This window comes from Tardiphaga sp. 20_F10_N6_6 (genome assembly GCF_052076045.1).
Classification (GTDB): Bacteria; Pseudomonadota; Alphaproteobacteria; order Rhizobiales; family Xanthobacteraceae; genus Tardiphaga; species Tardiphaga robiniae.
Genome location: NZ_CP197239.1, coordinates 3,828,373 through 3,850,891, shown reverse-complemented (window position 1 = coordinate 3,850,891; position 22,519 = coordinate 3,828,373). Strand labels below are relative to the sequence as shown.

Annotated in this window: 19 protein-coding genes and 1 tRNA gene; 14 read left to right on the top strand and 6 right to left on the bottom strand. The window is 61.6% G+C overall.

Annotation, left to right across the window (positions count from 1 at the left end):
• Nucleotides 1-80: 80 nt before the first annotated feature.
• On the top strand, nucleotides 81-1,403 hold the full coding sequence (gene ugpB / locus AB7813_RS18520; protein WP_184512337.1) for a sn-glycerol-3-phosphate ABC transporter substrate-binding protein UgpB: 1,323 nt from the start codon (nucleotides 81-83) through the stop codon (nucleotides 1,401-1,403).
• 38 nt (nucleotides 1,404-1,441) lie between these two features.
• On the opposite strand, the gene AB7813_RS18515 is transcribed toward ugpB, so the two are convergent.
• From AB7813_RS18515 to AB7813_RS18500, 4 genes are all read right to left on the bottom strand, one after another.
• Nucleotides 1,442-2,293, bottom strand: a complete 852-nt coding sequence (locus tag AB7813_RS18515; RefSeq protein ID WP_439083871.1) for an energy transducer TonB family protein — start codon at nucleotides 2,291-2,293, stop codon at nucleotides 1,442-1,444.
• Nucleotides 2,290-2,727, bottom strand: a complete 438-nt coding sequence (exbD, locus tag AB7813_RS18510) for a TonB system transport protein ExbD (RefSeq protein WP_089263503.1) — start codon at nucleotides 2,725-2,727, stop codon at nucleotides 2,290-2,292. The genes AB7813_RS18515 and exbD overlap by 4 nt, the downstream gene beginning before the upstream one ends.
• A gap of 3 nt (nucleotides 2,728-2,730) precedes the next feature.
• A complete protein-coding gene (gene exbB, locus AB7813_RS18505) occupies nucleotides 2,731-3,516 on the bottom strand; it encodes a tonB-system energizer ExbB (protein WP_120287491.1) in 786 nt (261 codons plus the stop codon).
• Nucleotides 3,517-3,646: 130 nt separating this feature from the next.
• Nucleotides 3,647-5,716 carry a TonB-dependent receptor gene (locus AB7813_RS18500; protein WP_439065290.1) on the bottom strand — a complete coding sequence of 690 codons (2,070 nt, stop codon included), beginning with the start codon at nucleotides 5,714-5,716 and terminating at the stop codon, nucleotides 3,647-3,649.
• A gap of 319 nt (nucleotides 5,717-6,035) precedes the next feature.
• Here AB7813_RS18500 and AB7813_RS18495 point away from each other — a divergent pair, with 319 nt between their 5' ends.
• From AB7813_RS18495 to AB7813_RS18435, 13 genes are all read left to right on the top strand, one after another.
• The gene (locus AB7813_RS18495) at nucleotides 6,036-7,655 is read left to right on the top strand and encodes an ABC transporter substrate-binding protein (protein ID WP_439083872.1); all 1,620 of its coding nucleotides are present in this window, start codon (nucleotides 6,036-6,038) and stop codon (nucleotides 7,653-7,655) included.
• Nucleotides 7,656-7,889: 234 nt separating this feature from the next.
• Nucleotides 7,890-8,903: an ABC transporter permease gene (locus tag AB7813_RS18490; protein WP_439065288.1), complete on the top strand. Its 1,014-nt coding sequence runs from the start codon at nucleotides 7,890-7,892 to the stop codon at nucleotides 8,901-8,903.
• 10 nt (nucleotides 8,904-8,913) lie between these two features.
• Nucleotides 8,914-9,834, top strand: coding sequence for an ABC transporter permease (locus AB7813_RS18485; RefSeq protein ID WP_439065287.1), 921 nt, complete (start codon nucleotides 8,914-8,916; stop codon nucleotides 9,832-9,834).
• Between the two features lie 10 nt (nucleotides 9,835-9,844).
• Nucleotides 9,845-11,659 carry a dipeptide ABC transporter ATP-binding protein gene (locus tag AB7813_RS18480; protein ID WP_439065286.1) on the top strand — a complete coding sequence of 605 codons (1,815 nt, stop codon included), beginning with the start codon at nucleotides 9,845-9,847 and terminating at the stop codon, nucleotides 11,657-11,659.
• Nucleotides 11,660-11,682: 23 nt separating this feature from the next.
• On the top strand, nucleotides 11,683-11,862 hold the full coding sequence (locus AB7813_RS18475; protein ID WP_439065285.1) for a DUF4089 domain-containing protein: 180 nt from the start codon (nucleotides 11,683-11,685) through the stop codon (nucleotides 11,860-11,862).
• Nucleotides 11,852-13,267, top strand: coding sequence for an AtzE family amidohydrolase (locus tag AB7813_RS18470; RefSeq protein ID WP_439065284.1), 1,416 nt, complete (start codon nucleotides 11,852-11,854; stop codon nucleotides 13,265-13,267). Before AB7813_RS18475 ends, AB7813_RS18470 begins: the two co-directional genes overlap by 11 nt.
• Before the next feature lies 1 nt (nucleotide 13,268).
• Nucleotides 13,269-13,667 (top strand): oxalurate catabolism protein HpxZ, encoded by a 399-nt coding sequence (gene hpxZ, locus AB7813_RS18465; RefSeq protein ID WP_439065283.1) that lies wholly within the window; start codon nucleotides 13,269-13,271, stop codon nucleotides 13,665-13,667.
• An 11-nt stretch (nucleotides 13,668-13,678) separates the two neighbouring features.
• On the top strand, nucleotides 13,679-14,404 hold the full coding sequence (locus tag AB7813_RS18460; RefSeq protein WP_439069003.1) for a GntR family transcriptional regulator: 726 nt from the start codon (nucleotides 13,679-13,681) through the stop codon (nucleotides 14,402-14,404).
• Nucleotides 14,405-14,619: 215 nt separating this feature from the next.
• The gene (locus AB7813_RS18455; RefSeq protein ID WP_175369593.1) at nucleotides 14,620-16,074 is read left to right on the top strand and encodes an MFS transporter; all 1,455 of its coding nucleotides are present in this window, start codon (nucleotides 14,620-14,622) and stop codon (nucleotides 16,072-16,074) included.
• 10 nt (nucleotides 16,075-16,084) lie between these two features.
• Nucleotides 16,085-16,900: a trehalose-phosphatase gene (otsB, locus tag AB7813_RS18450; protein ID WP_175369592.1), complete on the top strand. Its 816-nt coding sequence runs from the start codon at nucleotides 16,085-16,087 to the stop codon at nucleotides 16,898-16,900.
• Nucleotides 16,901-17,056: 156 nt separating this feature from the next.
• Nucleotides 17,057-18,529, top strand: a complete 1,473-nt coding sequence (locus tag AB7813_RS18445; protein WP_170849615.1) for a trehalose-6-phosphate synthase — start codon at nucleotides 17,057-17,059, stop codon at nucleotides 18,527-18,529.
• Between the two features lie 225 nt (nucleotides 18,530-18,754).
• Nucleotides 18,755-18,844 (top strand) — tRNA-Ser (locus AB7813_RS18440).
• A 372-nt stretch (nucleotides 18,845-19,216) separates the two neighbouring features.
• Nucleotides 19,217-20,062 carry a DUF2778 domain-containing protein gene (locus tag AB7813_RS18435; protein ID WP_439083873.1) on the top strand — a complete coding sequence of 282 codons (846 nt, stop codon included), beginning with the start codon at nucleotides 19,217-19,219 and terminating at the stop codon, nucleotides 20,060-20,062.
• 290 nt (nucleotides 20,063-20,352) lie between these two features.
• Here AB7813_RS18435 and AB7813_RS18430 read toward each other — a convergent pair whose 3' ends face one another.
• Together AB7813_RS18430 and AB7813_RS18425 are read right to left on the bottom strand one after the other, a co-directional pair.
• Nucleotides 20,353-21,579, bottom strand: coding sequence for an alpha/beta fold hydrolase (locus AB7813_RS18430; RefSeq protein WP_439083874.1), 1,227 nt, complete (start codon nucleotides 21,577-21,579; stop codon nucleotides 20,353-20,355).
• A gap of 12 nt (nucleotides 21,580-21,591) precedes the next feature.
• The gene (locus tag AB7813_RS18425) at nucleotides 21,592-22,482 is read right to left on the bottom strand and encodes an NAD(P)-dependent oxidoreductase (RefSeq protein ID WP_439083875.1); all 891 of its coding nucleotides are present in this window, start codon (nucleotides 22,480-22,482) and stop codon (nucleotides 21,592-21,594) included.
• Nucleotides 22,483-22,519 lie beyond the last annotated feature (37 nt).

Sequence of the window (22,519 nt, the reverse complement as noted above, 5' to 3'; positions counted from 1 at the left end):
GCGGCGGAAGCTTTGGCCTCCCAACAAGAATGATTAGCACAGCAGGCCGGCAGCCGACGGCGTTGTAAGGGCAGAATGAAATGAAGTTGAAGGTGGCGCTCGGATATCTCGCGCTCGTGGTGACAGTCAGCCAGACGGCGACGCCCGCACGCGCCACCGACATTCAGTGGTGGCACGCGATGTCCGGAGAACTCGGCCGGCACGTTGAAAAGCTGGCCGCGGATTTCAACGCCACGCAGACGGGCTACCGCATCGTTCCGGTCTACAAGGGCAACTATACCGAGACCGTCACGGCGTCGATCTTTGCCTTCCGGTCCCGGACCCAGCCGGCCATCGTCCAGGTCAACGAAATCGCGACGGCCACCATGATGGCCGCCAAAGGCGCAACCTATCCCGTCTATGAGCTGATGCGCGATCAGGCGGAGGCGTTCAATCCGTCAGCCTATCTGCCAGCCATTACGGGCTACTACACCGACATGGCCGGCAACATGCTGTCCTTCCCATTCAATGCGTCGACGCCGATCCTTTACTACAACAAGGATCTGTTCCGTGCCGCCGGACTCAATCCGGACGAGCCGCCGCGGACCTGGCCGGAACTCGGCGCAGCTGCCAAGCGATTGCGGACGGCAGGCGCGGTTTGCGGCTTCACGATGGCCTGGCCGTCATGGATCAATGTCGAGAACTTCTCGGCATTCCACAACATTCCGGTGGCGACCAAGTCCAACGGCCTTGGTGGATTGGACGCCGTGCTCACCTTCAACAATCCGCTGATGGTGAGGCATATTACGCAACTTGCCGAATGGCAGAAGACCAAGGTCTTCGACTACAGCGGCCGTGCGACAGCGGCTGAGCCACGCTTTCAGAAGAGCGAATGCGGGATTTTTCTGGGCTCGTCAGGCACCCGCGCCGACATTCTCGCCAATGCGAAATTCGAGGTCGGCTATGGCATGATGCCGTATTGGCCGGATGTCACGGCGGCGCCACAGAATTCGATCATCGGCGGCGCAACGCTCTGGGTGCTGCGCGATCGCCCGCGCGAAGAATATAAGGGCGTCGCGAAGTTCTTTGCGTTTCTTTCGCAGCCTGAAGTGCAGGCGACCTGGCATCAGAAGACGGGTTACCTGCCGATCACACGCGCCGCTTATGAACTCACGCGCCAGCAGGGTTTTTACGACCGCAACCCCGGCACCGTGAAATCCATCGAACAGATCACGCTCAAGGCGCCGACGGAAAATTCGAAGGGATTGCGCCTCGGCTCGTTCACGCTGATCCGCGACGCCATCGAGGATGAGTTGGAACAGGCCTTCAGCGGCAAGAAACCTGCGCAGGAGGCCCTCGATGCTGCAGCAGAGCGCGGCAACAAATTGCTGCGCCAGTTCGAGCGCGCTAATCCCGTGCAGTGATATCTGCCCGGTCGCGGCGTCATGACCTTCGTTAGTCGCTAACGAAGATCGTATCTCAAGGGAACATTGAACGCCTCCGTACCGCCGGTCTTCTCCGGCGGAAATGCCGGGAATGGCTGCGCGCGACGAACCATGGCGAGCGTTTCGGCATCGAGCGCTTGATTTCCCGACGATCCCAGGAGGTGAGAAGACAGCACGCGACCGCTGCGATCGAGTGTAAAGGCGATTCTGACGACTGCCGTGCCTGACTGACCGGTGCGTGCACTCTGGGGAAATTGCTTGAAGCGTTGCAAGTGTGATTGAACGAGCTGATTGTAAGACGCAGATGCTGCCCTCGAGGCACCGGCCGCTGCAGCCGATGCCGCAGGCGCGATGCGTTCTGCGCGCGGTGCTGCAGTGGTCTGCGGCGCTGCCGGCGTATCGTTGGGCTTCTTCTTGACCTCGGCGCGTATCGGCTTTGGCTTGGGCTTTTCCGGCACCGGCTTTGGCGGATCGGGAATGATCTTGGCGGGCTCGGGCGGGGGAGGCGTCGGCTCGGTCTTCTGCTCGGGCGGCGCTTCGACGACCGGTTTCTCCATCAATGGCGTCGGCGGGATCTGTTCTTCCACCTGCTTCTGCTGAACCGGTTCGGGCGGTGGCTCGGACGGCGCTTCCGCTTTCTGCATCTCGGGGCCGGGCGCGATATCCAGCGGCTGCGTTTCAGGCGCGGCGGTGGCCGGCGCCATGTCGATCATGATGGTCGGCATCGTAACGCCCGGCGGGTTCGGTTGATGGTACCACCAGATGCCTGCGGCGATCAGGCTGGCATGGATCGCGACGATAGCGATCGCCGACCCGGTCCAGCGAAGACCGACGCTGTCGGTCGGCGCATGTAGCGCAAAGACGTTCATGGCGCAGAGGTTCGTCCGTCGAGGCCGACCAGCGCGATCTTGAGATAGCCTGCATTGCGCAGCAGGTTCATCACTTCCATCAGATCGCCATAGCTCACGACCTTGTCCGCGCGCAGGAAGATGCGCTCGTCCTTGTTGTTCTTGGTCGCAGCATCCAGCGTGCCGCTCAGCGTATCGCGCGGGATGATGTCTTCGCCCACGGCGATCGTCAGGTCCGGCTTGACGGTGACGAAGACCGGCTTGTCGGGACGCGGCTGCGGTTCTACGGCGCTTGCCGGCAGATCGACACCGAGATCGACCGTTGCAAGCGGCGCCGCCACCATGAAGATGATCAGCAGAACCAGCATCACGTCGATGAAAGGCGTCACATTGATTTCGTGGTTGACCTCGAGGTCGTCACCGCCGCCTGAGCGTCCACCTAATCTTGCAGCCATGATCTATTCCGCCGCCCGCGAGATCGGCATTCCGCGACGGCCGTGATCGCGGCTCATCAGCAGCATGACCTGTGCGGAGGCATCGCCGAGCAGCGCTCGGTAGGTCGTGATGTTACGAACGAGCTGGTTATAGATCACCACGGCCGGAATGGCTGCGACAAGACCGAGTGCTGTCGCGAGCAAGGCTTCTGCGATGCCCGGCGCGACGACGGCGAGGTTGGTGGTCTTGGTTTCCGAAATGCCGATGAAGGCGTTCATGATGCCCCAGACGGTTCCAAACAGGCCGACAAAGGGTGCAGTCGCACCAATCGTTGCGACCACGCCGATGCCGCGGGAAATCCGGCGCGACATCGCCTGTTCGACGCGCTCAAGCCGAAGCGCAATGCGCTCCTTGAAGCCGTCATCGAACAGTCCATGGGAGAGGGCAGTCTCGCGCACGGCCGAATGAATGAGCTGGGCCACGGGATCGCGGGCATTGGCGCTATCGCGCTCGACCTGGGCTAGCGTCGTGTCGCTTTCCAGTATATCGAGCCGCCGTTTGGCGGACCGCGTTTCGCGGTTGAGTTCGATGGTCTTTGCGAGCCAGACCGTCCAGGTCACCAGCGAGGCGATGGCAAGCCCGATCATCACGGCCTTCACCACGATGTCGGCATTCATGAACATGCCCCATGGGGACAGATTATGCGGAAGCAACGCTTCCGTGGTCGCAGCTACGGCAAACTGCGGAACCGCCGCCGTTCCGCCAACCGCCAGGAATACAGTTGCGATGGGAGACCAGGATCTTGTCATAGGGGCTGCATTCCGTCGGTCGAAGTTTGCAATGGGAGATGATGGCGAAGAATACCTTCGCATGTGAACGATGTCGCCCTCTGGAGGCCGAGTTGAGGCCCAAACTGGAGCGATTCCAAGGTCATTGGGCTCAAAATCTCATACTCGTGAAGAGCCGCACGCCGCGTCCGGGCTGCAACACCTCCGCCTTCTTGAAGGAGATGTGGTTGCGGACCTGTTCGTCGAGCAGATTGTCGCCGGTGACGCCAAAGGTGATGTCGCGCAGGCCGCCGTCGACCTTCGCGAATGTGTGGGTATAGCTCACCTCAGCCTTCAGCAGATTGTAGCCGGCCGTCGAAGTTTCATTGAGTGCAATATCATTCTGTGTGAACGCGTGGAGCACGCCCAGGCGCGCATACCATTCGGCGCTGCGCCACCAGACGCCGCCGCCCACGCGCATCGGTGCGATGCGCGGAACATTGCTGCCATCGGCGAAGGTCGCGCGGACCACGTCGAATTGGGTGTCGATTCCGAGCATGCCGTCGCTGAGCGGCGTCACGTCGAGTTGTGCCATCAGCTCGGCGCCGCGGAAGTTCGCATCTCGTTGACCGTAGGCCACTTGCAGCAGTGGGCCGGTCGCGCCGCAGCTTGCGAAAGTGTCGGTGCAGAAGTTGCCGGTCACCTGCTTGAAGATGAAATCAAGATAGCGCGTGTAGTAGAGGCTGGCCTCGAAACGAAGCTGGCCGTTGCTGCGCTTGAGGCCGACTTCGATCGATTCTGCGGTTTCGATTTTCAGATCCGGATTGCCGATGACGAAAGTGCCGGATGCGCCGTCGGAGCCGCGCGAATAAAGCTCCGGCGCGGCAGGCGCGCGCTGCGCACGCTGTACGCTCAAATTGGCAACCATGTCCCAGGGAAGTGATTTCAGCAGTCCGAAGCTGAAGCTCTTCGGGGTGAAATCGCGCGTCGCTGCGGTCTCGGAGAATGTGTCGGGCGGTGGCAGGAAATTGCTGGGGAAGATCGGCGCCATGCCGGATACGGAAAGATGTTCGATGCGGCCGGCCGCCTGGAATTTGAGAGTGTCCGAGAGCTGCAATTGCTCGAACACGAAGCCCGCGACTGTGTCCGTATTGGTGGGAGCGAGCAGCCCGCCGAGCAGGCCCGCGGTGCCGAGCTTGCGGTTGCTGGCCTGTACGCCCCAGCTTCCGGTCAATGCGCCGAGCGGTGTTGCGACCGCGGCGTGGTCCAGTTCGAAGCGGCCTTCGATTTCCTTGTTGGTGATGGTGTTCTGCAGGCCGTCGACGCCATTGCCGCCGATGCCGAGCTCGCCATGCTTGTAGTCGCTGACACCGAACGTATAGCGGATCGCGGCGATGCCGTCGGTGGGCGCGCGCCATTCGCCCTTGCTGGTCACCTTGGTCTGTTCGAGATCGATGCGAGTCCGCGACGCGGATTCGGCGATGCCGGGGATATGATACAGGCTGGTGATGTGCTGGATCGCGGTGCCGATATAGCCGCCGTCGAAGATGTAGGAGCCGCCGACCGACTGGCCTTCCGAGCGTAGCCTCGTATTGGCCTGCACGCCGCTGCCGGGAATTCTGTAATCGCCGGCGCTGCGGCCGAAGGCGTCGACGTGAATGGCGACATTATTGCCTGATGCATCGATGCTGGCTGCGCCGTCGATGCTGCTATCCACCGAGGAGCCGCCACCCTTGATGCGCGCGCTGAAATTGTCCGGCACGAGATTTTCCGGAATACGATTGTTGCTGGCATTGACGACGCCGCCGATGGCCTGATTGCCGTAGCGCAGTGTCGCTGGACCGCGGATCACCTCGATCTTGTCGGCGGAGAGTGGATCGACCGGGACCTGATGGTCCTGGCTGAAATCCGACGCGTCCTGGCTGCCGATGCCGTTCTCCTGAATGCGAACACGATAGTCGTCGAGGCCGCGGATATTCGGCCGGCTCGCGCCCGGCGCGAAGGTCGATGCCGCAACGCCCGGCTGGGTTGCCAGCAAGTCGGCGATGGAGGCCGAGGTCGTGCGCTGCAGGGCCTCACCGGTGAGCAGGGTGGTGGACTGGAAGGCGTCAGCTTCCTTCTGCCGCTCGGCACTGACCACGATTTCCGACAGCGTTTGTCCCTCCTGGGCCTTCGCGTCTCCAACCCAGACTGACGAGAGGCATGCTGCCCCCGTGATCGATGCCCACAACCTTAAACTCACGCCATTCCCCAACGTTACTGATCTGATGCGAATGCTAATGCGAACTATTCGCAATAAGGAGACGTGAGCCGTTTATGTCAAGCCGGAATCGGGCGAGTAATGACCGGGCAGGCACGCGGGGTGGTCTAAATTTTATGCATATCAATATCTTTGTATGCAACGTGACTGAGTCTCTGGCGATGCTGACCGTCGCAGGCGTTGCGGAAATGCAAGGTTTATCAGATGCCTAGGCGCGCATTAGGTGTTCGTTAAGCTCTGGCACGAAGTTTGCGATGTCTGTTCCCAAGCCGATCCACTCGCGCCCTTGGGGAGAGCCAGAATGAAGCGTCGTGATTTTCTGAAAACCGCCACAGGCGCCGCGGCCGGCGCCATGGTCTCCGGCCCGGCGATCTTTTCGTCCGCCAAGGCAGACGCCCGATCCGAAACCCTGCTGATCGTCTCCGAAAGCGGCCCCAACAACCTCGATATCCATGGCGTGGGCACCAATGTGCCCGGCTATGAAGTGTCCTGGAATTGCTACGACCGCCTGATCGGCCACGAGATGAAGGCCGGCCCCGGCGGCGTGCCCTATTACGACCGCGACAAGTTCAAGCCCGAACTCGCCGAGGACATGACCATCAGCGACATGTCGGCGACCTTCAAGCTGCGCAAGAACGCGAAGTTTCACGACGGCACGCCGGTGACGGCGAAGGACGTCAAGTGGTCGCTGGATCGTTCGGTCAGCGTCGGCGGTTTTCCGACCTTCCAGATGAGCGCCGGATCGCTGAAGAAGCCCGAGCAGTTCGTCATTGTCGACGATCACACCGTGCGCGTCGATTTCGCCACCAAGGATCGCCTGACGATTCCGGATCTCGCGGTCATCGTGCCCTGCGTGATCAATTCCGAGCTGGTGAAGAAGAACGCCACAGAGAAGGATCCGTGGGGGCTCGAATACACCAAGATGCAGACGGCAGGTGGCGGAGCCTACAAGGTGACCAAGTGGACCGCGGGTACCGAAGTTGTGCTCGAACGCAATGACGACTGGGTCAGTGGCCCGATGCCGAAGATCAAGCGCGTGATCTGGCGCATGGTGCCGCAGGCCGGCAACCGGCGTGCGCTGCTGGAGCGCGGCGATGCCGATATGTCTTATGAACTGCCCTACAAGGATTTCCAGGAGATCAAGGCCAACGGCAAGATGAATGTCGTGTCGCTGCCGTTCTCCAACGGCATCCAGTATATCGGTATGAACGTCACCAAGCCGCCCTTCGACAATCCGAAGGTGCGTCAGGCCGTGGCCTATGCGTTGCCCTATCAGAAGATCGTCGATGCCGTGTTGTTCGGTCTCGCCAATCCAATGTACGGCGCATCAGCCGACAAGCCGACCGAAGTCGCGTGGCCGCAGCCGCATAAATACAATACCGACATGGCCAAGGCGAAGGCACTGCTCGCGGAGGCCGGCTATCCCAACGGCTTCGAGACCACGATCTCATTCGATCTCGGCTTTGCCGTCGTCAACGAGCCGCTATGTGTGCTGGTGCAGGAAAGCCTCGGCCAGATCGGCATCAAGACGACCATCAACAAGATCCCCGGCGCCAACTGGCGCACCGAGCTGAACAAGAAGGAGATGCCGCTCTACACCAACGTGTTCTCCGGCTGGCTCGATTACCCCGAATACTTCTTCTACTGGTGCTATCACGGGGACAATTCGGTGTTTAACACCATGAGCTACAGGTCGCCCGAGATGGACAAGCTCATCAACGGTGCGCGCACCGCCGCCGCAACCGGCGACAAGGCAGCCTATGATGCGGACGTGAAAGGCTTCGTCGATCTCGCTTTCAATGATGTGCCACGGATTCCGCTGTATCAGCCCTATGTCAACGTGGCGATGCAGAAGAACATCTCGGGCTACCAGTACTGGTTCCATCGCCGGCTCGATTATCGCGCGCTCGTGAAGGCGTGATGTGATGATCGCCGTTGCAACGCGCACTCTCTTGCTTCCCCTCTCCCTCAAGCAGCGAAGCTGCGCAGGCGGGAGAGGGTGGATCGAACACGCGAAGCGGGTTCGAGACGGGAGAGGGGGCTCTTGCGATCGTGGCGCCCCCTCTCCCGCCTTCGCTTCGCTCAGGCCCCCTCTCCCGCCAGCCGCAGCTGCGCTGCGCCCGGGGGAGAGGGGGCAAAAGCAACGGAGCGTTCTATGCTGACCCTGATCGGCAAGCGACTGATGTTCGCGATCCCGAGCTTGATCGGGGTCGTCATCGTCACATTCCTGTTGACGCGCGCGCTGCCCGGCGATCCCGCGGCCTATTTCGCGGGACCGTCGGCGGACAAACAGGCGATCGAGGAAATCCGCAAGAAGCTCGGCCTCGACAAGCCGCTGATCGAGCAGTTCTTCCGCTACACGGCGGATCTGGCCAAAGGCGATTTCGGCAACTCGCTGACGACCGGCCAACCGGTAGCGACTGAAATTCGCAATCGCCTGCCGGCCTCGGCGGAGCTGACGCTGCTGGGTCTGCTGGTCTCGGTCATGATCGCCATTCCGCTTGGCATTCTCGCCGCCACCCGGCCGGGCTCGTGGATCGATCATCTCTGCCGGGTGACGACGACGGCCGGCGTATCGCTGCCGGTGTTCTTCACCGGCCTAGTGCTGGTCTATGTCTTCTATTTCAGACTGGGCTGGTCGCCGGCTCCGCTCGGAAGGCTCGACGTGTTCGCATCGACGCCGCCCAATGTAACCGGCTTCTATCTGATCGACAGTCTCGTCGCGCGTGACTGGGAGGCCTTCAGGTCCGCCTTCAACCAATTGATCCTGCCGACGGCGACGCTGGCGATCTTTTCACTCGCGCCGATCGCGCGCATGACGCGCGCGTCGATGCTCGCGATCCTGTCATCGGACTTCGTGCGAACGGCCCGCGCAAGCGGTCTGTCGCCACGCGCCGTGATCGTCACTTATGCCTTTCGTAACGCCATGCTGCCGGTCATCACCACGCTGTCGATGACGTTCTCGTTTCTGCTCGGCGCCAATGTGCTGGTCGAGAAAGTCTTCGCCTGGCCGGGCATCGGCTCTTACGCGGTCGAAGCGCTGATCTCGTCGGATTTCGCGCCGGTGCAGGGCTTCGTGCTGACGATGGCCGTCATGTATGTGCTGATCAATCTGATCATCGACATTCTCTACGGCGTGATAGATCCACGCGTGCGGCTGGAAGGGTGAGGTGTCAACCATGAACGCTGTCACGCCTGTCGATTCCGAAGCCGTTCCCGCGCCGCAGCCTGCGCCCGCAAAACGCACATCCGGCCTTGCAGCGACGCTGCAGCATACGCGCTACATTCTAGGCGAGAATCGCGTCACGGCGTTTGCATTCGGCCTGCTGGTGCTGATCGTGTTCGCAGCGCTGTTCGGTCCCTATATCGTGCCTTACGATCCGCTCGCCAGCGATACGGCGCAGGCGCTGAAGGCGCCGTCTGTGGCGCACTGGTTCGGGACCGATCAGCTCGGGCGCGATATTTTCAGCCGCGTCATCGTCGCGACCCGGCTTGATTTCTTCATCGCGATTGCCTCGGTCATCCTGGTGTTCGCCATGGGCGGCCTCGCCGGCATCGCCTCGGGCTATTTCGGCGGCTGGACCGATCGCATCGTCGGCCGCATCGCCGATACGATCATGGCGTTTCCGCTGTTCGTGCTCGCCATGGGTATCGTCGCGGCGCTGGGCAACACCGTGCAGAACATCATCATTGCGACGGCGATCGTGAATTTCCCGCTTTATGCGCGTGTCGCTCGCGCCGAGGCCAATGTCCGCCGCGAGGCCGGCTTTGTGCAGGCGGCCCGGCTGTCGGGCAATAGCGAGATGCGCATCCTGCTGGTGCATATCCTGCCCAACATCATGCCGATCATGATCGTGCAGATGTCGCTGACCATGGGTTACGCGATCCTCAATGCGGCGGGCCTCTCCTTCATCGGTCTCGGTGTCCGTCCGCCGACCGCAGAATGGGGCATCATGGTCGCCGAAGGCGCATCCTTCATGGTGTCGGGCGAATGGTGGATCGCATTGTTTCCCGGTCTGGCGCTGATGATCGCGGTGTTCTGCTTCAACCTGCTGGGCGACGGTCTGCGCGACATCGTCGATCCGCAGCGACGCACCTGAGGGCCCGGACATGACAGCTCAACCGCTTCTCGACGTCAGCGACCTCACTGTCGAATTCGCCACGCGGCGCGGCATCGTCAAGGCCGTGCAGCACGTCAATATTTCCGTGGCCAAGGGCGAAACACTCGGCATCGTCGGCGAGTCCGGCTCGGGCAAGTCGGTGACGTCCTATGCGGTGATGCGCATTCTCGACCGGGCCGGCAAGATCGCCGAAGGCTCGGTGATGTTCTCCGGCGTCGACATCAAGGGCGCAACCGAGAACCAGATGCGCGACCTGCGTGGCCGCGAAATCTCGATGATCTTTCAGAACCCGCGGGCGGCACTGAATCCAATCCGGAAGGTCGGCGACCAGATCGAGGACGTGCTGCGGCAACATGCGCAGGCTGGTAGCGCAGACCGTGCGGAGAAAGCCATCGAGGCGCTGGAGCAGGTCAAGATCGCACGCCCGCGCGAGCGCTATCACGCCTATCCGTTCGAACTCTCGGGCGGCATGTGCCAGCGCGTGGTGATCGCATTGGCGCTGGCCTGCAATCCACAGCTCCTGATCGCTGACGAGCCGACCACGGGCCTCGACGTCACGACGCAGAAGGCGGTAATGGATCTGGTCGTCGAGCTCACCAAGAGCCGCGGCATGTCGACGATCCTGATCACCCATGATCTCGGCCTGGCCGCTGCCTATTGCGACCGTGTCGTGGTGATGGAAAAGGGCAGGGTGGTCGAGACGGCGCTGTCGGCCGATATCTTCGCCAATCCGAAACACGCCTATACGAAGAAATTGATGCAGGCGACGCCGCGGCTTGGCGTCTCGCTGCGCGATCTGCTGCCGGCCGAAGAACGCGCGGCAATGCCGGTGCAGGCTCTTCTTACCTCTCCCCGCTCGCGGGGAGAGGTCGACGCGCGCAGCGCGTCGGGAGAGGGGGAGCCGGCGAGTGAATCTCTGACTCCCCCTCTCCCCGACCCTCTCCCCGCAAGCGGGGAGAGGGAGCAGAGGCCCCTTCTCACCGTCGAAAATCTGGTCAAGGAATATGTCCGCCAGGGCGCAACCGCCTCTCTGGCAAAACTGTTCTCGCGCAAGCCGCCGACCGAGCCGGACAAGTTTCGTGCTGTCGATGGCATCAGCTTTACGGTTGGCCACGGCGAGAGCGTCGGTCTTGTCGGCGAATCCGGTTGCGGCAAGTCCACGACGTCGATGATGGTGATGCGGCTGATCGACAAGACCTCGGGGCGTATCTCGTTCGATGGCGACGAGATCGGCGAGATGGCGCCGAATTCCTTTGCGCGCTTGCCGCTGCGCAAGAGCATCCAGATGGTGTTCCAGGATCCGACCGACAGTCTCAATCCGCGCTTCACGGCGGCGCGTGCCATCGCCGACCCGATCATGCAGCTTGGCGACATCAAGGGCGGCGATGCATTACGTGCAAAATGTGAAGACCTCGCGCGACAGGTGGGGCTGCCGCTCGAATTGCTCGATCGCTTTCCGCACCAGATGTCCGGTGGCCAGAAGGCGCGTGTCGGCATTGCCCGGGCCGTCGCGCTGCAGCCGAAGCTGATCATCCTGGACGAGCCGACCGCCGCGCTCGACGTCTCCGTGCAGGCGGTGGTGCTGAACCTGTTGCAGGACCTGAAACAGTCGATGGGAATGAGCTATTTGTTCGTGTCGCACGATTTGAATGTGGTGCGTTTGCTGTGCGATCGTGTCATCGTGATGCGCACGGGGCGGATCGTCGAGCAGGGCCTGACCGAGGCCGTGCTGGATGCGCCGCAAGATGCTTATACGAAGGAACTGCTGTCGGCGATCCCGCATCCGCCGCTGCCGGTTCACTGATACGAATGATCGAGAGAGGGACCGTGGCCGAACCGCTTGATGACTATATCGACGCTGTCGCCGGGGAGTTGGGACTGCCGATTGAAGACGCGTGGAAGCCATCCGTCCGTGCCAATCTCGCGGTGACGCTGAAAATGGCCAAAATGGTCGACGAATTTGCGCTGCCAGATGAAACCGAGCCGGCGAGCATCTATGCAGCTTGATCTTGTCATCACACCCGAAGGCGACTGGCGCCCGGCCTCCGACATCGCCCAGGCGGTTGCCGCGAAGAAGATCTCGGCGCTCGCTGTCACCGAAGCTGCGCTCGCGCGGATCGCGCAGCACAATCCGGTCCTGAACGCATTCACCGATGTCACCGCCGATCGCGCGCGCGCCACGGCCAAGGCGCTGGATGCCGCTATTGCTGCGGGTCAAAGCGTAGGGCCGCTTGCAGGCGTGCCGTTTGCGGTGAAGAACCTGTTCGATGTCACCGGCTTGCCGACCCGCGCCGGCTCCAAAATCAACCGTGATCGTCCAGCTTCGACCCGCGATGCGACACTGGTCGAACGCATGGAAGCCGCAGGCGCCGTATTGGTCGGCGCGCTCAATATGGGCGAATACGCCTATGATTTTACGGGCGAGAATATTCATGACGGCCCGTCGCGGAATCCGCATGACGTGACCCGGATGACTGGCGGCTCGTCGGGCGGTTCCGGCGGCGCAGTCGGCGGCAGTCTCGTGCCGCTTGCCTTGGGGTCGGACACCAACGGTTCAATCCGCGTGCCGTCGTCGTTTTGCGGTATCTTCGGCCTGAAGCCGACTTACGGCCGGCTGTCGCGGGCGCGCTCGTTTCCGTTTGTCGCGAGCTTCGATCATCTCGGCCCGTTCGCACGATCGGTCGAGGACCTCGCGCTGTCCTACGATGCCATGCAGGGACCCGATGCCGAGGATGCGGCGTGTTCAACCCGCGCCATCGAGTCGGTGACGGCGCTGCTCGGACAGGATATCGGCTCTCTCCGCATCGCTGCGGCCGGCGGATACTTTCGCAAGAACCTGTTTCCGGAGGCCCAGGAGGCGGTTGCGCGTGTCACGAAGGCGCTCGGCGTCACACGCGACATCGAGCTGCCCGAGGTCGCCCGCGCGCGTTCGGCGGCCTACGTCATCTCGACCGTTGAAGGCGCCTCGCTGCATCTGGACCGTCTGCGGACACGGCCCAATGACTTCGACCCGGCGGTGCGAGACCGGTTGCTGGCCGGCGCCATGGTGCCGGCGCCGCTGGTTGATCGCGCGCAGAAATTCCGTCGCTGGTACCGCGCGAAGGCGCTCGAATTGTTCAAGGACGTCGACGTGATCATCGCGCCGGCGACGCCTTGCATCGCGCCGAAACTGGGGCAGGCGACTTTCGTGCTCGACGGCGTCGAACTGCTAGTGCGGGCCAATATCGGCATCCATACCCAGCCGATCTCTTTCATCGGTCTGCCCGTGGTCGCCGTCCCCGTGCCGCTCGATCCGATGCCGATCGGTGTGCAGATCATTGCGGCGCCGTGGCGGGAAGACATCGCGCTGCGCGTCGCTTATGCTTTGGAGCGGGCCGGCGTCGTTGCCGCGCCCCCCGCAAAAGGGTTCTGACATGGAAATCGATCTGCCGGACGTCATCGCCGAAGTGGGCGCCGCCTTCGCACGTTATGAGAAGGCACTAACGACCAACGACACGGCGGTGCTTGGCGAGTTGTTTCGCAACGATCCGCGGACGCTCCGTTACGGCATGGGCGAAAACCTCTACGGTTATGACGAGATCCAGGCCTTTCGCGGTGCACGCTCGCCGGTCGGATTGATGCGCCGCACTGCGCGCACGGTGATTTCCGCCTATGGCCGCGACACTGCGGTTGCCTCGACGCTATTTTATCGCGACACGGCTCCGGGTAAGGTCGGTCGACAGATGCAGACGTGGATCCGCTTTCCGGAAGGCTGGCGAATCGTGGCGGCGTCTGTCAGCCTGATCGACGAATCGCAGGGCGCCAAGGGATGAGTTTCGACGACATGCTGATCCAGCCGGGGAAGTCGCGCCGCAAGGCGGGCATCGCCGGGCCGGTCAGCCGGGTTGACCGTGCCGGGACTATCACCGGCAAGATGACGCGCGCCGAAGAACTCCGCCTGCAACTGGCCGACGAGATCGTGCGCGGCGTGCTGCCCCCCGGTACCTCACTCGACGAAACCGATCTGGCACAACGTTTCAATGTCTCGCGCACGCCCGTTCGTGAAGCGTTGCGCCAGCTCACGGCCAGCGGCCTTGTCGACTCGCGCGCGCATCGCGGCGCCGTCGTGGCGCAGCCGTCGATCGATCGCCTCACCGGCATGTTCGAGGCGATGGCCGAGCTCGAAGCGATATGTGCCGGCCTCGCGGCCGAGCGGATGCCGGCCGTGCAACGTCACGGGCTGGAGGCCATCCACGAAGAGCTGCGGGTGCTGAGCTATGACGGCAATCCGGATCGCTTCCACGAAGTGAACGAGCGTTTTCACAACGCGATCTATGCGGGCTCGCAGAACGAATATATCGCCGAGATCACGCTTGCGACCCGGGTTCGGGTGCAGCCGTTCCGGCGCGCACAATTTCGCAATCTCGGCCGTCTTGCCAAGTCGCAGGCTGAGCACGACCGCGTCGTCGTCGCCATCATGCGCGGCGATCGCAATGGCGCCGCGGCGGCGATGCGCGCCCATATCGAGCTGGTACGCGGCGAATACGAGCATTACGCCGTTTCGCTCTAGGTCCCAATTCCCCCCGCATAAAATGGGAACCAACGCGTTCTTCGTGGGTTGTTTCGCGGAGAATGTAACCCTCTGGCGCTGAATGACCCGTCACCGCAAGGTTTCGGGCTTTTCGCGTTGATGTCGATTTCCGCTTGTCCGTGGGGTAGCGAGCAAATGCTCAGGAGCAAGGCGGCATGGCTTATCTGAGCAGCGCGGATATCGCGGCTTCGCCGATGCCGAGCCAGACGTCAGCTTCTGACTCGGATCGTATCATCGAAACCGATATTCCCGCGCGCCTGGATGCGCTGCGCTGGAGTGGCTTTCACACACGGGTTGTCCTGGCGCTCGGTATCACATGGATACTCGACGGCCTTGAGGTGACCCTGGCGGGGGCGCTATCCGGCGCGCTGAAGGAAGATCCTGCGTTGAAGTTTTCGAACCTCGATGTCGGCTTTGCCAACAGCGCTTATCTTGCAGGCGCTGTGATCGGCGCGCTGGGCTTCGGCTGGCTGACGGACCGCATCGGCCGGAAGAAACTGTTCTTCATTACGCTCGCGCTTTATCTCACGGCGACTGCCGCGACAGCGCTGTCATGGAATCTTGCCAGCTATGCCGCGTTTCGCTTCCTGACGGGCGCCGGCATTGGCGGCGAATATACCGCGATCAATTCGACGATTCAGGAGCTGGTGCCGGCGCGCTATCGCGGCTGGACCGATCTGGTGATCAACGGAAGTTTCTGGCTGGGCGCTGCAATGGGCGCCGTTTGCGCCATCGTTTTGCTGGACCCCGCAGTGATTTCGCAAGCCTATGGCTGGCGGCTGGCCTATTTCACCGGTGCTATTCTGGGTCTCATCGTGCTGTTCATGCGGATGTGGATTCCGGAAAGCCCGCGATGGCTGATGATCCACGGTCAGCCGCAGCGCGCCGAAGAGATCGTGGCTGAGATCGAAATCTCCGCGCATCAGAAGGCCAAGCCGTCGGTTCTGGCCGCGCTGCCGAAGATCAGGCTGACGATGCGCGATCATACGCCGCTGAAGGAAGTCGCGCAGACACTGTTCGTGCTGTATCGGCAGCGGTCGCTGGTCGGACTCGTGCTGATGGCGTCGCAGGCGTTTTTCTACAACGCGATCTTCTTCACCTATGCGCTGGTACTGACGGATTTCTTCGGTATCCCGTCCAACCATGTCGGCTGGTATATCCTGCCGTTTGCCGCAGGCAATTTTCTTGGACCGCTGCTGCTCGGCCGGCTGTTCGATACGCTTGGGCGTCGCGTCATGATTGCGGTTACCTATGGCATGTCGGGCATCTTGCTTGCGATCTCCGGCTATCTGTTCTCGATCGATGTGTTGAGTGCACAGACCCAGACCATCGCCTGGATGATCATCTTCTTCTTTGCGTCGCCGGCGGCGAGTGCGGCCTATCTCACCGTCAGTGAGACGTTCCCGATCGAGGTGCGCGCATTAGCGATCGCTGTCTTCTACGCGATCGGCACCGGGATCGGCGGCGTTGCCGGCCCGGCGCTGTTTGGCGTGCTGATCGATACCGGGTCGCGCAATAGCGTGTTTGCCGGCTACCTGTTTGGCGCTGTTCTGATGATCGTGGCTGCGATTGTCGGCTGGCGCTATGCCATCGCGGCGGAACGCCAGCCGCTTGAATCAGTTGCACGGCCGCTGGCCGTGGTGGAGTAACTTCATGAACATGTCTCAGAAAATTATCGAAATTCCTGTCGACGATGCGCCGCATTCCGAAGAGGTACTGTATCCGGGTGCGGAATTGCCGCGGCTTAGCGAATGTGCGCTGCTGCTCGATATCGACGGTACGCTGCTCGATCTGGCGCCGACGCCGCGTGAAGTGTGGGTGCCGCCGGATCTGGCGACGTCCATGGGCAAACTGCTGCAGCGCACGAATGGCGCCATGGCGCTTGTCTCAGGTCGCTCGATCAACGACATCGATCTGATTTTCGCGCCGATGCAATTCCCGGCGGTCGGCGGCCACGGCGCTGAAATGCGACTATCGGCAGAGAATGAATCGGTCGCGTCAGGCGCGCCGCCGATGGACAAGGAATTGAAGCGTCGCCTTGCTGCCATTGCAAAGTTGAGCCCGGGCATTCTGCTCGAGGACAAGGGCTATGCGCTCGCGCTGCATTATCGTCTCGCGCCGCATGCCGAGAAGGCGATCTATGATGCAGTCTCAGCGATCCGTGCGGATCTGCCGAATGCGCCGATCGAAGTGCTGCCCGGCAAGGCTGTTTGCGAGATCAAGCCGGCTGGTGTGACCAAGGCGACGGGCGTGATCGAATTGATGACGCATGAGCCATTCAGCGGGCGCCGTCCGATCTTCATCGGCGATGATGTCACCGATGAATCGGTATTTGCGATCATGCCCGGCATGAATGGTCTCGCATTCTCCGTCGGTCGCCGTGCGCAAGGCGTATCGGGGCACTTCGACGAGCCGCGCGATGTGCGCGCATGGCTCGCGCGCTTGCTGATCGACGATGCAGCGAAATCGAAGTGATTCATCTCATGTCTTGATACCGATGCAGATGGAACTCACTGAAAGGTGAGTTCCATCGTCGCGTGCCCGAATTTGGTTTCAATTGGGTCGAATGGTGACGAGGAACCATATTGATGAACGGACGTTTATCAGTGTGTGCAATCAGGAGGGGACCCTGTGAATCTCGTCGTAGTCTCAAACCGAGTATCGCGCGCTTCGGCGAATGAGCCGATGACCGGCGGTCTGGCAGCAGCCTTGCTGCCCGTGGTGGAGAAATCTGGCGCGATTTGGGTGGGTTCCAGCGGCCGCGTGCGCGATGGCGCGCAGAAGGAACCGTTTGCCGAAATTGAGGCGCTGGGCGCCGGTGCGCTGGCGATGCTCGATCTGCCTGCGGCGCATTACGGTGGCTATTACGAAGGCTTCGCTAATTCGGCGCTTTGGCCTGCACTGCATTCCCGTACCGACCTGATCTGCACGTCGCACGATGATTATCAGTCGTATCGTGAAGTGAATTCGTTCTTCGCGCGCGCGCTGCTGCGGTTCCGCAAGCCCGATACCGCGTTCTGGATTCAGGATTACCATTTCCTTGCGCTTGGCGCAGAATTGCGTGCGCTTGGCGTGACGCATCCGCTCGGCTTTTTCCTGCATACGCCGTGGCCGGCGCGCGATATTTTTGGCGGCGTGCCGCATCATCGCGAACTGGTCGAGGCAATGCTCGCTTACGATCTAATCGGCTTCCAGACCGAAGGTGATCGCGACAACTTCCTGTCTTATGTCGATGGCGAACTCGGCCTGGACACGACGGGTGGTGTGGTGATGTCGCGTTACGGCGTGTCGCGCTGTGCGGTATTTCCGATCGGCATCGATCCCGCGAAGTTTGCTGCGCATGCTGCCAAGGCGGCGTCGCATCCGGATGTGTCGCGGCTGCGCCGCAGCCTGAACGGCGAGAAACTCGCCATCGGCGTCGATCGCGTCGATTACTCCAAGGGGCTCGTCAATCGTCTCGATGCGTTCGATCGCATGCTGACGCGGCAGCCGCAGCTCAAGCGCTCGGTCTCGCTGTTGCAGATCGCGACGCTGTCGCGCGGCACGATCGAGGCCTATGGCGATCTGCAGAACCAGCTTGCGAAGCTGGTGAGCGATATTAACGGGCGTCACGGCGAAGTTGACTGGACGCCGATCCGCTATCTCAACAAGGGCTTCAGCCAGACCGTGCTCGCTGGCCTCTATCGCACCGCGCAGGTCGGCCTCGTTACGCCGCTGCATGACGGCATGAATCTGGTCGCCAAGGAATATGTCGCTGCGCAGAACCCGGTCGATCCCGGTGTGCTGGTGCTGTCGAAATATGCCGGCGCCGCCAACGAGCTCGATACGGCCTTGCTGGTCAATCCGCATGATGTGGACGGCATGGCGCGCACCATCGCGACCGCATTTTCGATGCCGTTGCTGGAGCGCCGGATGCGCTGGGAAGCCATGATGGCGAAGCTGCGCGCCGGCACCATTCAGGACTGGTTCGCCGATTTCGTCGAGGCGCTTCAGCAGGCCCATGTCGCCAATGACAAGACGCCGGTGGAAACGCTGCCGGTTGAGCCGGCCGTACTCTGGCCGGTCCAATCGCTGGGCGCTGGGGTCGGTAGCCGGTTCCACTGAGCCGCGGCGCCGCCCAGGCGAAATGGGGAGGTCCCCCCGCGGCGCGCTAGCGCGGGGATTGCTGTGCCGACGCATCGCAAGCCGATTCGCCGCTCGCCAGGACGGGCAGGTGGCGCCAAGGCTCCCCGGAATTCCCTATATCCTTCAATAATTTGAGAAAAACCGCCAGGCCGAGCCGGCGGTCCCTTGCAAATCTCGCTCCGGCCCGTCATGAGAAGGCGCGCCGGAGAGATGGCCGAGTGGCTTAAGGCGCACGCTTGGAAAGCGTGTGTGCGGGAAACCGTACCGTGGGTTCGAATCCCACTCTCTCCGCCAGCACCCCCTCCTAACCATCTGATCCATTTGCGAGCCGGCCGTCGACCTTCCGCTCGCCGCGCGGTAACAGGATGACGTCTGCGTCGATGGCTAGGTTTTTAAGGAGCCTGTATCGGAAGGCTGGGATTTGAAAGGAACCTCACGCTCTGGAAGGCGGCCCATTCTTGAATGGCGCAAAGTCTGGCAAGGCCAAAATGGCCTAATACGTCAGGCTGGTTGGCTTGATTTAAGCTTGAATTATTGGGTAGCCTTTTTGCGTCGCGTCCGGGGCATCAATTGCGTAGATCTCGAATTGTTATCGCTGCTGCGTCTGTCGGAGCCTTCGCTGCGGCCCTGACGTTATGCGCGTATGTTCGAGAGCCTCAAAAGGTAGTGAGCTTCTTTAAGGCCAAAAATCCAAGTGGTCCCCAGCTCGACGACGTCTCGTTCGTTCAGCGTTTTCCGCAAGCGTTTGATTTTGAAGTGTCGGCTTCTAATGTCGAATTAGAAGTTCAGCGGGCTAAGTCGCAGCTCGCGCAAGCAATGCGATCGCCGCCAGTGCTTCCCGCCGACAGCTCGCTCGGAATCTCGGCGGCGAATGGAAAAGTGCCGCTACCGAGAGTCCGGCCGTCGGCGGCCAATTTGATTGCTGTGTCTCTGCCCGATCAAGCGTCAACACCGTCTGATCCTTTGTCCAACGTAAGCGCAGCACTTAAAAAAGTCTTCGCGATGCTACAGCCGTCTGAAACTGTTTTGGCATCTGCGTCACCCGAGGGTGGAATCTCCGGTGACGGAAAGGACAGTGCACCTCCAACGTTGGCGGAAACGCGAACGGCGCTTTACGATATTTCCGCGCGCACCGTTTACATGCCCGACGGAACGCGGCTCGAGGCTCACTCCGGACTTGGCGAACTGATGGACGATCCAACGCAAGTCCACGTCCATGATCGAGGTGCGACGCCGCCGCAGATATATGAACTGAGCAAGCGAGAGAAGCCGTTTCACGGCGTTGAAGCATTGCGAATGAAGCCGGTGGGTCAAGGTGATCTGTTTGGCCGCGCCGGATTGCTTACGCACAGCTACCTGATGGGACCAAAGGGAGATTCGAACGGTTGCGTATCGTTCAAGGACTACGCAACGTTCTTGCAGGCCTACAAAGCAGGCGCCGTGAAGCGATTGATCGTCGTACCGAGCCTAGCCGATCCGACCGTTATGGTGGCACAAAAAACGTCGATGTAGCCGTGTCTGTGAATACTCAGATATCGCACCGGCTTGAGATTGATCTTCAGAACTAATTTTCGCCCAGATTTAGATTGGTAGTATGCCAACGCCGAATCGGGGGATTCGCATATGACACCCAGTGACTACGCGCGAATGGCGAAAAATTGCGCTGAGCGAGCTGACGCCTTGGAGCCCGGCCCGAAGAGAGACGAGTTGCTTAAGAAAGCACAGCAGTTTCGTTTTTACGCGAAGGTCGAAAATTGGGTGGCGTCACCGGGGCTGCAACCTCCGGATTGATTTCCGCGCAGTCAAAGCGGCAAACTCCGCAGTGCCTGGAAAACGGGACGCAGATAGTCCAGCATTTTTGGCGCGTTCTCCGTCATCGGAAAATGCCCGAGCTCCGGCATCTCTGTCACCACGGCGCCCTCGATCCATTCGGCGAGCGCGTAGGCATCGCTCACGGTGGCGGAGAAGTCGTAGTGACCGATCAGGAGATGTACGGGGATCTTGTGGCCATCGATGAGCTTGGCGGTCTGCTCGCCGTCGAACTCGTCCGAATAGAAAGCCAGATCGCCGTCATAGATGCCCGGCGCACCCTGCGAATAGATCCAGGCAGCGCGTCGGCGATCCTCAGTGGGGCTGGACGGGCTCATCAATCCGCGCACATAGGCTGCCGAATGCCAGCCGCCATTGACGCCTGCATGCGTGAGATAGTCGTTCCGACGGCCGCGTGGGCGCAAGGGCGCTTCGAGCGCGATCACGGCTTTCACGAGATCAGGTCGCTCTGCGGCGAGCGCCATGGCGATGCCGGCGCCCATTGAGCAGCCCATCACCACAACGGGTTCGCCGATCGCCTGTTCGATGAAGCTCGCGCACCAGTCCAGATAGGTTGGCTGATCGAGCTGATAGATGCTGCCGTCCCAACCGATAGGTGGCATGGAGCGGCCATGATGCGGCATGTCGAAGCCGATCAGGCGCCAGTCGCGCCCGAGTTCGGGATCGCACATCACGCCGTGAAACTGCCGCGTATCCGCTCCGGCCGTGTGGAGGCACAGCACTGGCCTGCCGGTGCCCGTGGCCTCTGAATAGATTTCGGCAATCTGCCCGCCGGCGCTGTGCACGCGGTGATAGCGGCCCTCAAGGCGCGTGAGATCGACTTCGACCGCATGCGCGGCCGGCACCGTCAGATTCGCAAACACGGCTTCTAGAAATGCGCGGGCCTGCGCAATGACCAGCGCATCGCCGCTCACGGTGAAGCTGGTGTTGCGCAGCTGGATCGATGAAAATGAATGATAGGTCGGCGGCGGGCAGGGCGCCAGCACCTTCAGCCATGCTGTGGCTGGTCCAGATAGCGCGATATCCGGCGCATTGCTGGGTATACTGACAACCGGCTGGTTGTTGCGACAAGCGATCGCGACGGCGGCCTCATCGATCCCAAACTGAATTTCAAGATCCAGTCCGCGCGCAAAAGACTGCACCTCCGGCGCGGCAATCGCGACCGCAAGTCGATTGCGAAGCTCGTCGATCAGGCCCATGCCCAACGTTACCTACTTCCTGGCAGTGAGATAGCGGCCAATCTCGACATGGTCGGCCGACGGTCCGAGTTTCTCCAGTGCAGCATCCCACAATGCGGCGACTTCGTCTGCCAGCGGCGCGCTGACGCCGATCTGGTGTGCGAGCTCGTCGGCGGTGCGGATATCTTTCGCCATCAAGGCCAGCCCAAATCCCGATGTGTATTTCTCGGGAATGATGAACTGCTTGAGCTTGTTTTCGGTCGAATTGTTGCGTCCGGTGGAGGCATTCAACACGTCGACGAGGACATTCGGATCGATGCCGAACTTTCCACCGATGGCAACGGCTTCGGCGGCAGCGGCGAGGCCTGCTGCCGAGACGTAGTTGTTCAATGCCTTGGCGGCGTGACCGGAGCCGAGCGGACCGGTGCGGAACACCGACTTGCCCATGGCATTCAGCACGGGATCGGCGCGATCGATGGTCTTGCCGTCGCCGCCGGCCATGATCGCCAGCGTGCCGTCGACGGCGCGTTTCACGCCGCCCGACACCGGCGCGTCGATGAAAGCGAGACCCGCTGCGATCAGTTCTTCGCCGAGCGCGCGCGTGCCCATCGGAGCGGAGGAGCTCATGTCGATCACCACCGTGCCCGGCGCGAGCTTCGCCTTGAGGCCTTCCACGGCCGCGCGCACGATCTTGCCGTCGGGCAATAGCGTGATGACGGCGGCTGCGTCCTTGACGGCTTCATCGACTGTCGCAACTGACGTGCCGCCGGCCTCGGCATATTTGGCGCGCGCTTCGGCGAATGTATCGAAGCCAACCACCTGATAGCCTGCGCGCGCAATGCATGCGGCCATGGGGCGTCCCATATTGCCGAGGCCGATTACTGCGATCTTGGCGGGCGGATTGATGGCGGCTGAATTCGACACGGGCGTTCCTCTTCAAGTTCTTATTTTAGTCGATATC

Coding starts and splice junctions, on each gene's coding strand:
- ugpB (WP_184512337.1), top strand. CDS start 81: ATGAAGTTGAAGGTGGCGCTCGGATATCTCGCGCTCGTGGTGACAGTC.
- AB7813_RS18515 (WP_439083871.1), bottom strand. CDS start 2,293: ATGAACGTCTTTGCGCTACATGCGCCGACCGACAGCGTCGGTCTTCGC.
- exbD (WP_089263503.1), bottom strand. CDS start 2,727: ATGGCTGCAAGATTAGGTGGACGCTCAGGCGGCGGTGACGACCTCGAG.
- exbB (WP_120287491.1), bottom strand. CDS start 3,516: ATGACAAGATCCTGGTCTCCCATCGCAACTGTATTCCTGGCGGTTGGC.
- AB7813_RS18495 (WP_439083872.1), top strand. CDS start 6,036: ATGAAGCGTCGTGATTTTCTGAAAACCGCCACAGGCGCCGCGGCCGGC.
- AB7813_RS18490 (WP_439065288.1), top strand. CDS start 7,890: ATGCTGACCCTGATCGGCAAGCGACTGATGTTCGCGATCCCGAGCTTG.
- AB7813_RS18485 (WP_439065287.1), top strand. CDS start 8,914: ATGAACGCTGTCACGCCTGTCGATTCCGAAGCCGTTCCCGCGCCGCAG.
- AB7813_RS18480 (WP_439065286.1), top strand. CDS start 9,845: ATGACAGCTCAACCGCTTCTCGACGTCAGCGACCTCACTGTCGAATTC.
- AB7813_RS18470 (WP_439065284.1), top strand. CDS start 11,852: ATGCAGCTTGATCTTGTCATCACACCCGAAGGCGACTGGCGCCCGGCC.
- hpxZ (WP_439065283.1), top strand. CDS start 13,269: ATGGAAATCGATCTGCCGGACGTCATCGCCGAAGTGGGCGCCGCCTTC.
- AB7813_RS18460 (WP_439069003.1), top strand. CDS start 13,679: ATGCTGATCCAGCCGGGGAAGTCGCGCCGCAAGGCGGGCATCGCCGGG.
- AB7813_RS18455 (WP_175369593.1), top strand. CDS start 14,620: ATGCCGAGCCAGACGTCAGCTTCTGACTCGGATCGTATCATCGAAACC.
- otsB (WP_175369592.1), top strand. CDS start 16,085: ATGTCTCAGAAAATTATCGAAATTCCTGTCGACGATGCGCCGCATTCC.
- AB7813_RS18430 (WP_439083874.1), bottom strand. CDS start 21,579: ATGGGCCTGATCGACGAGCTTCGCAATCGACTTGCGGTCGCGATTGCC.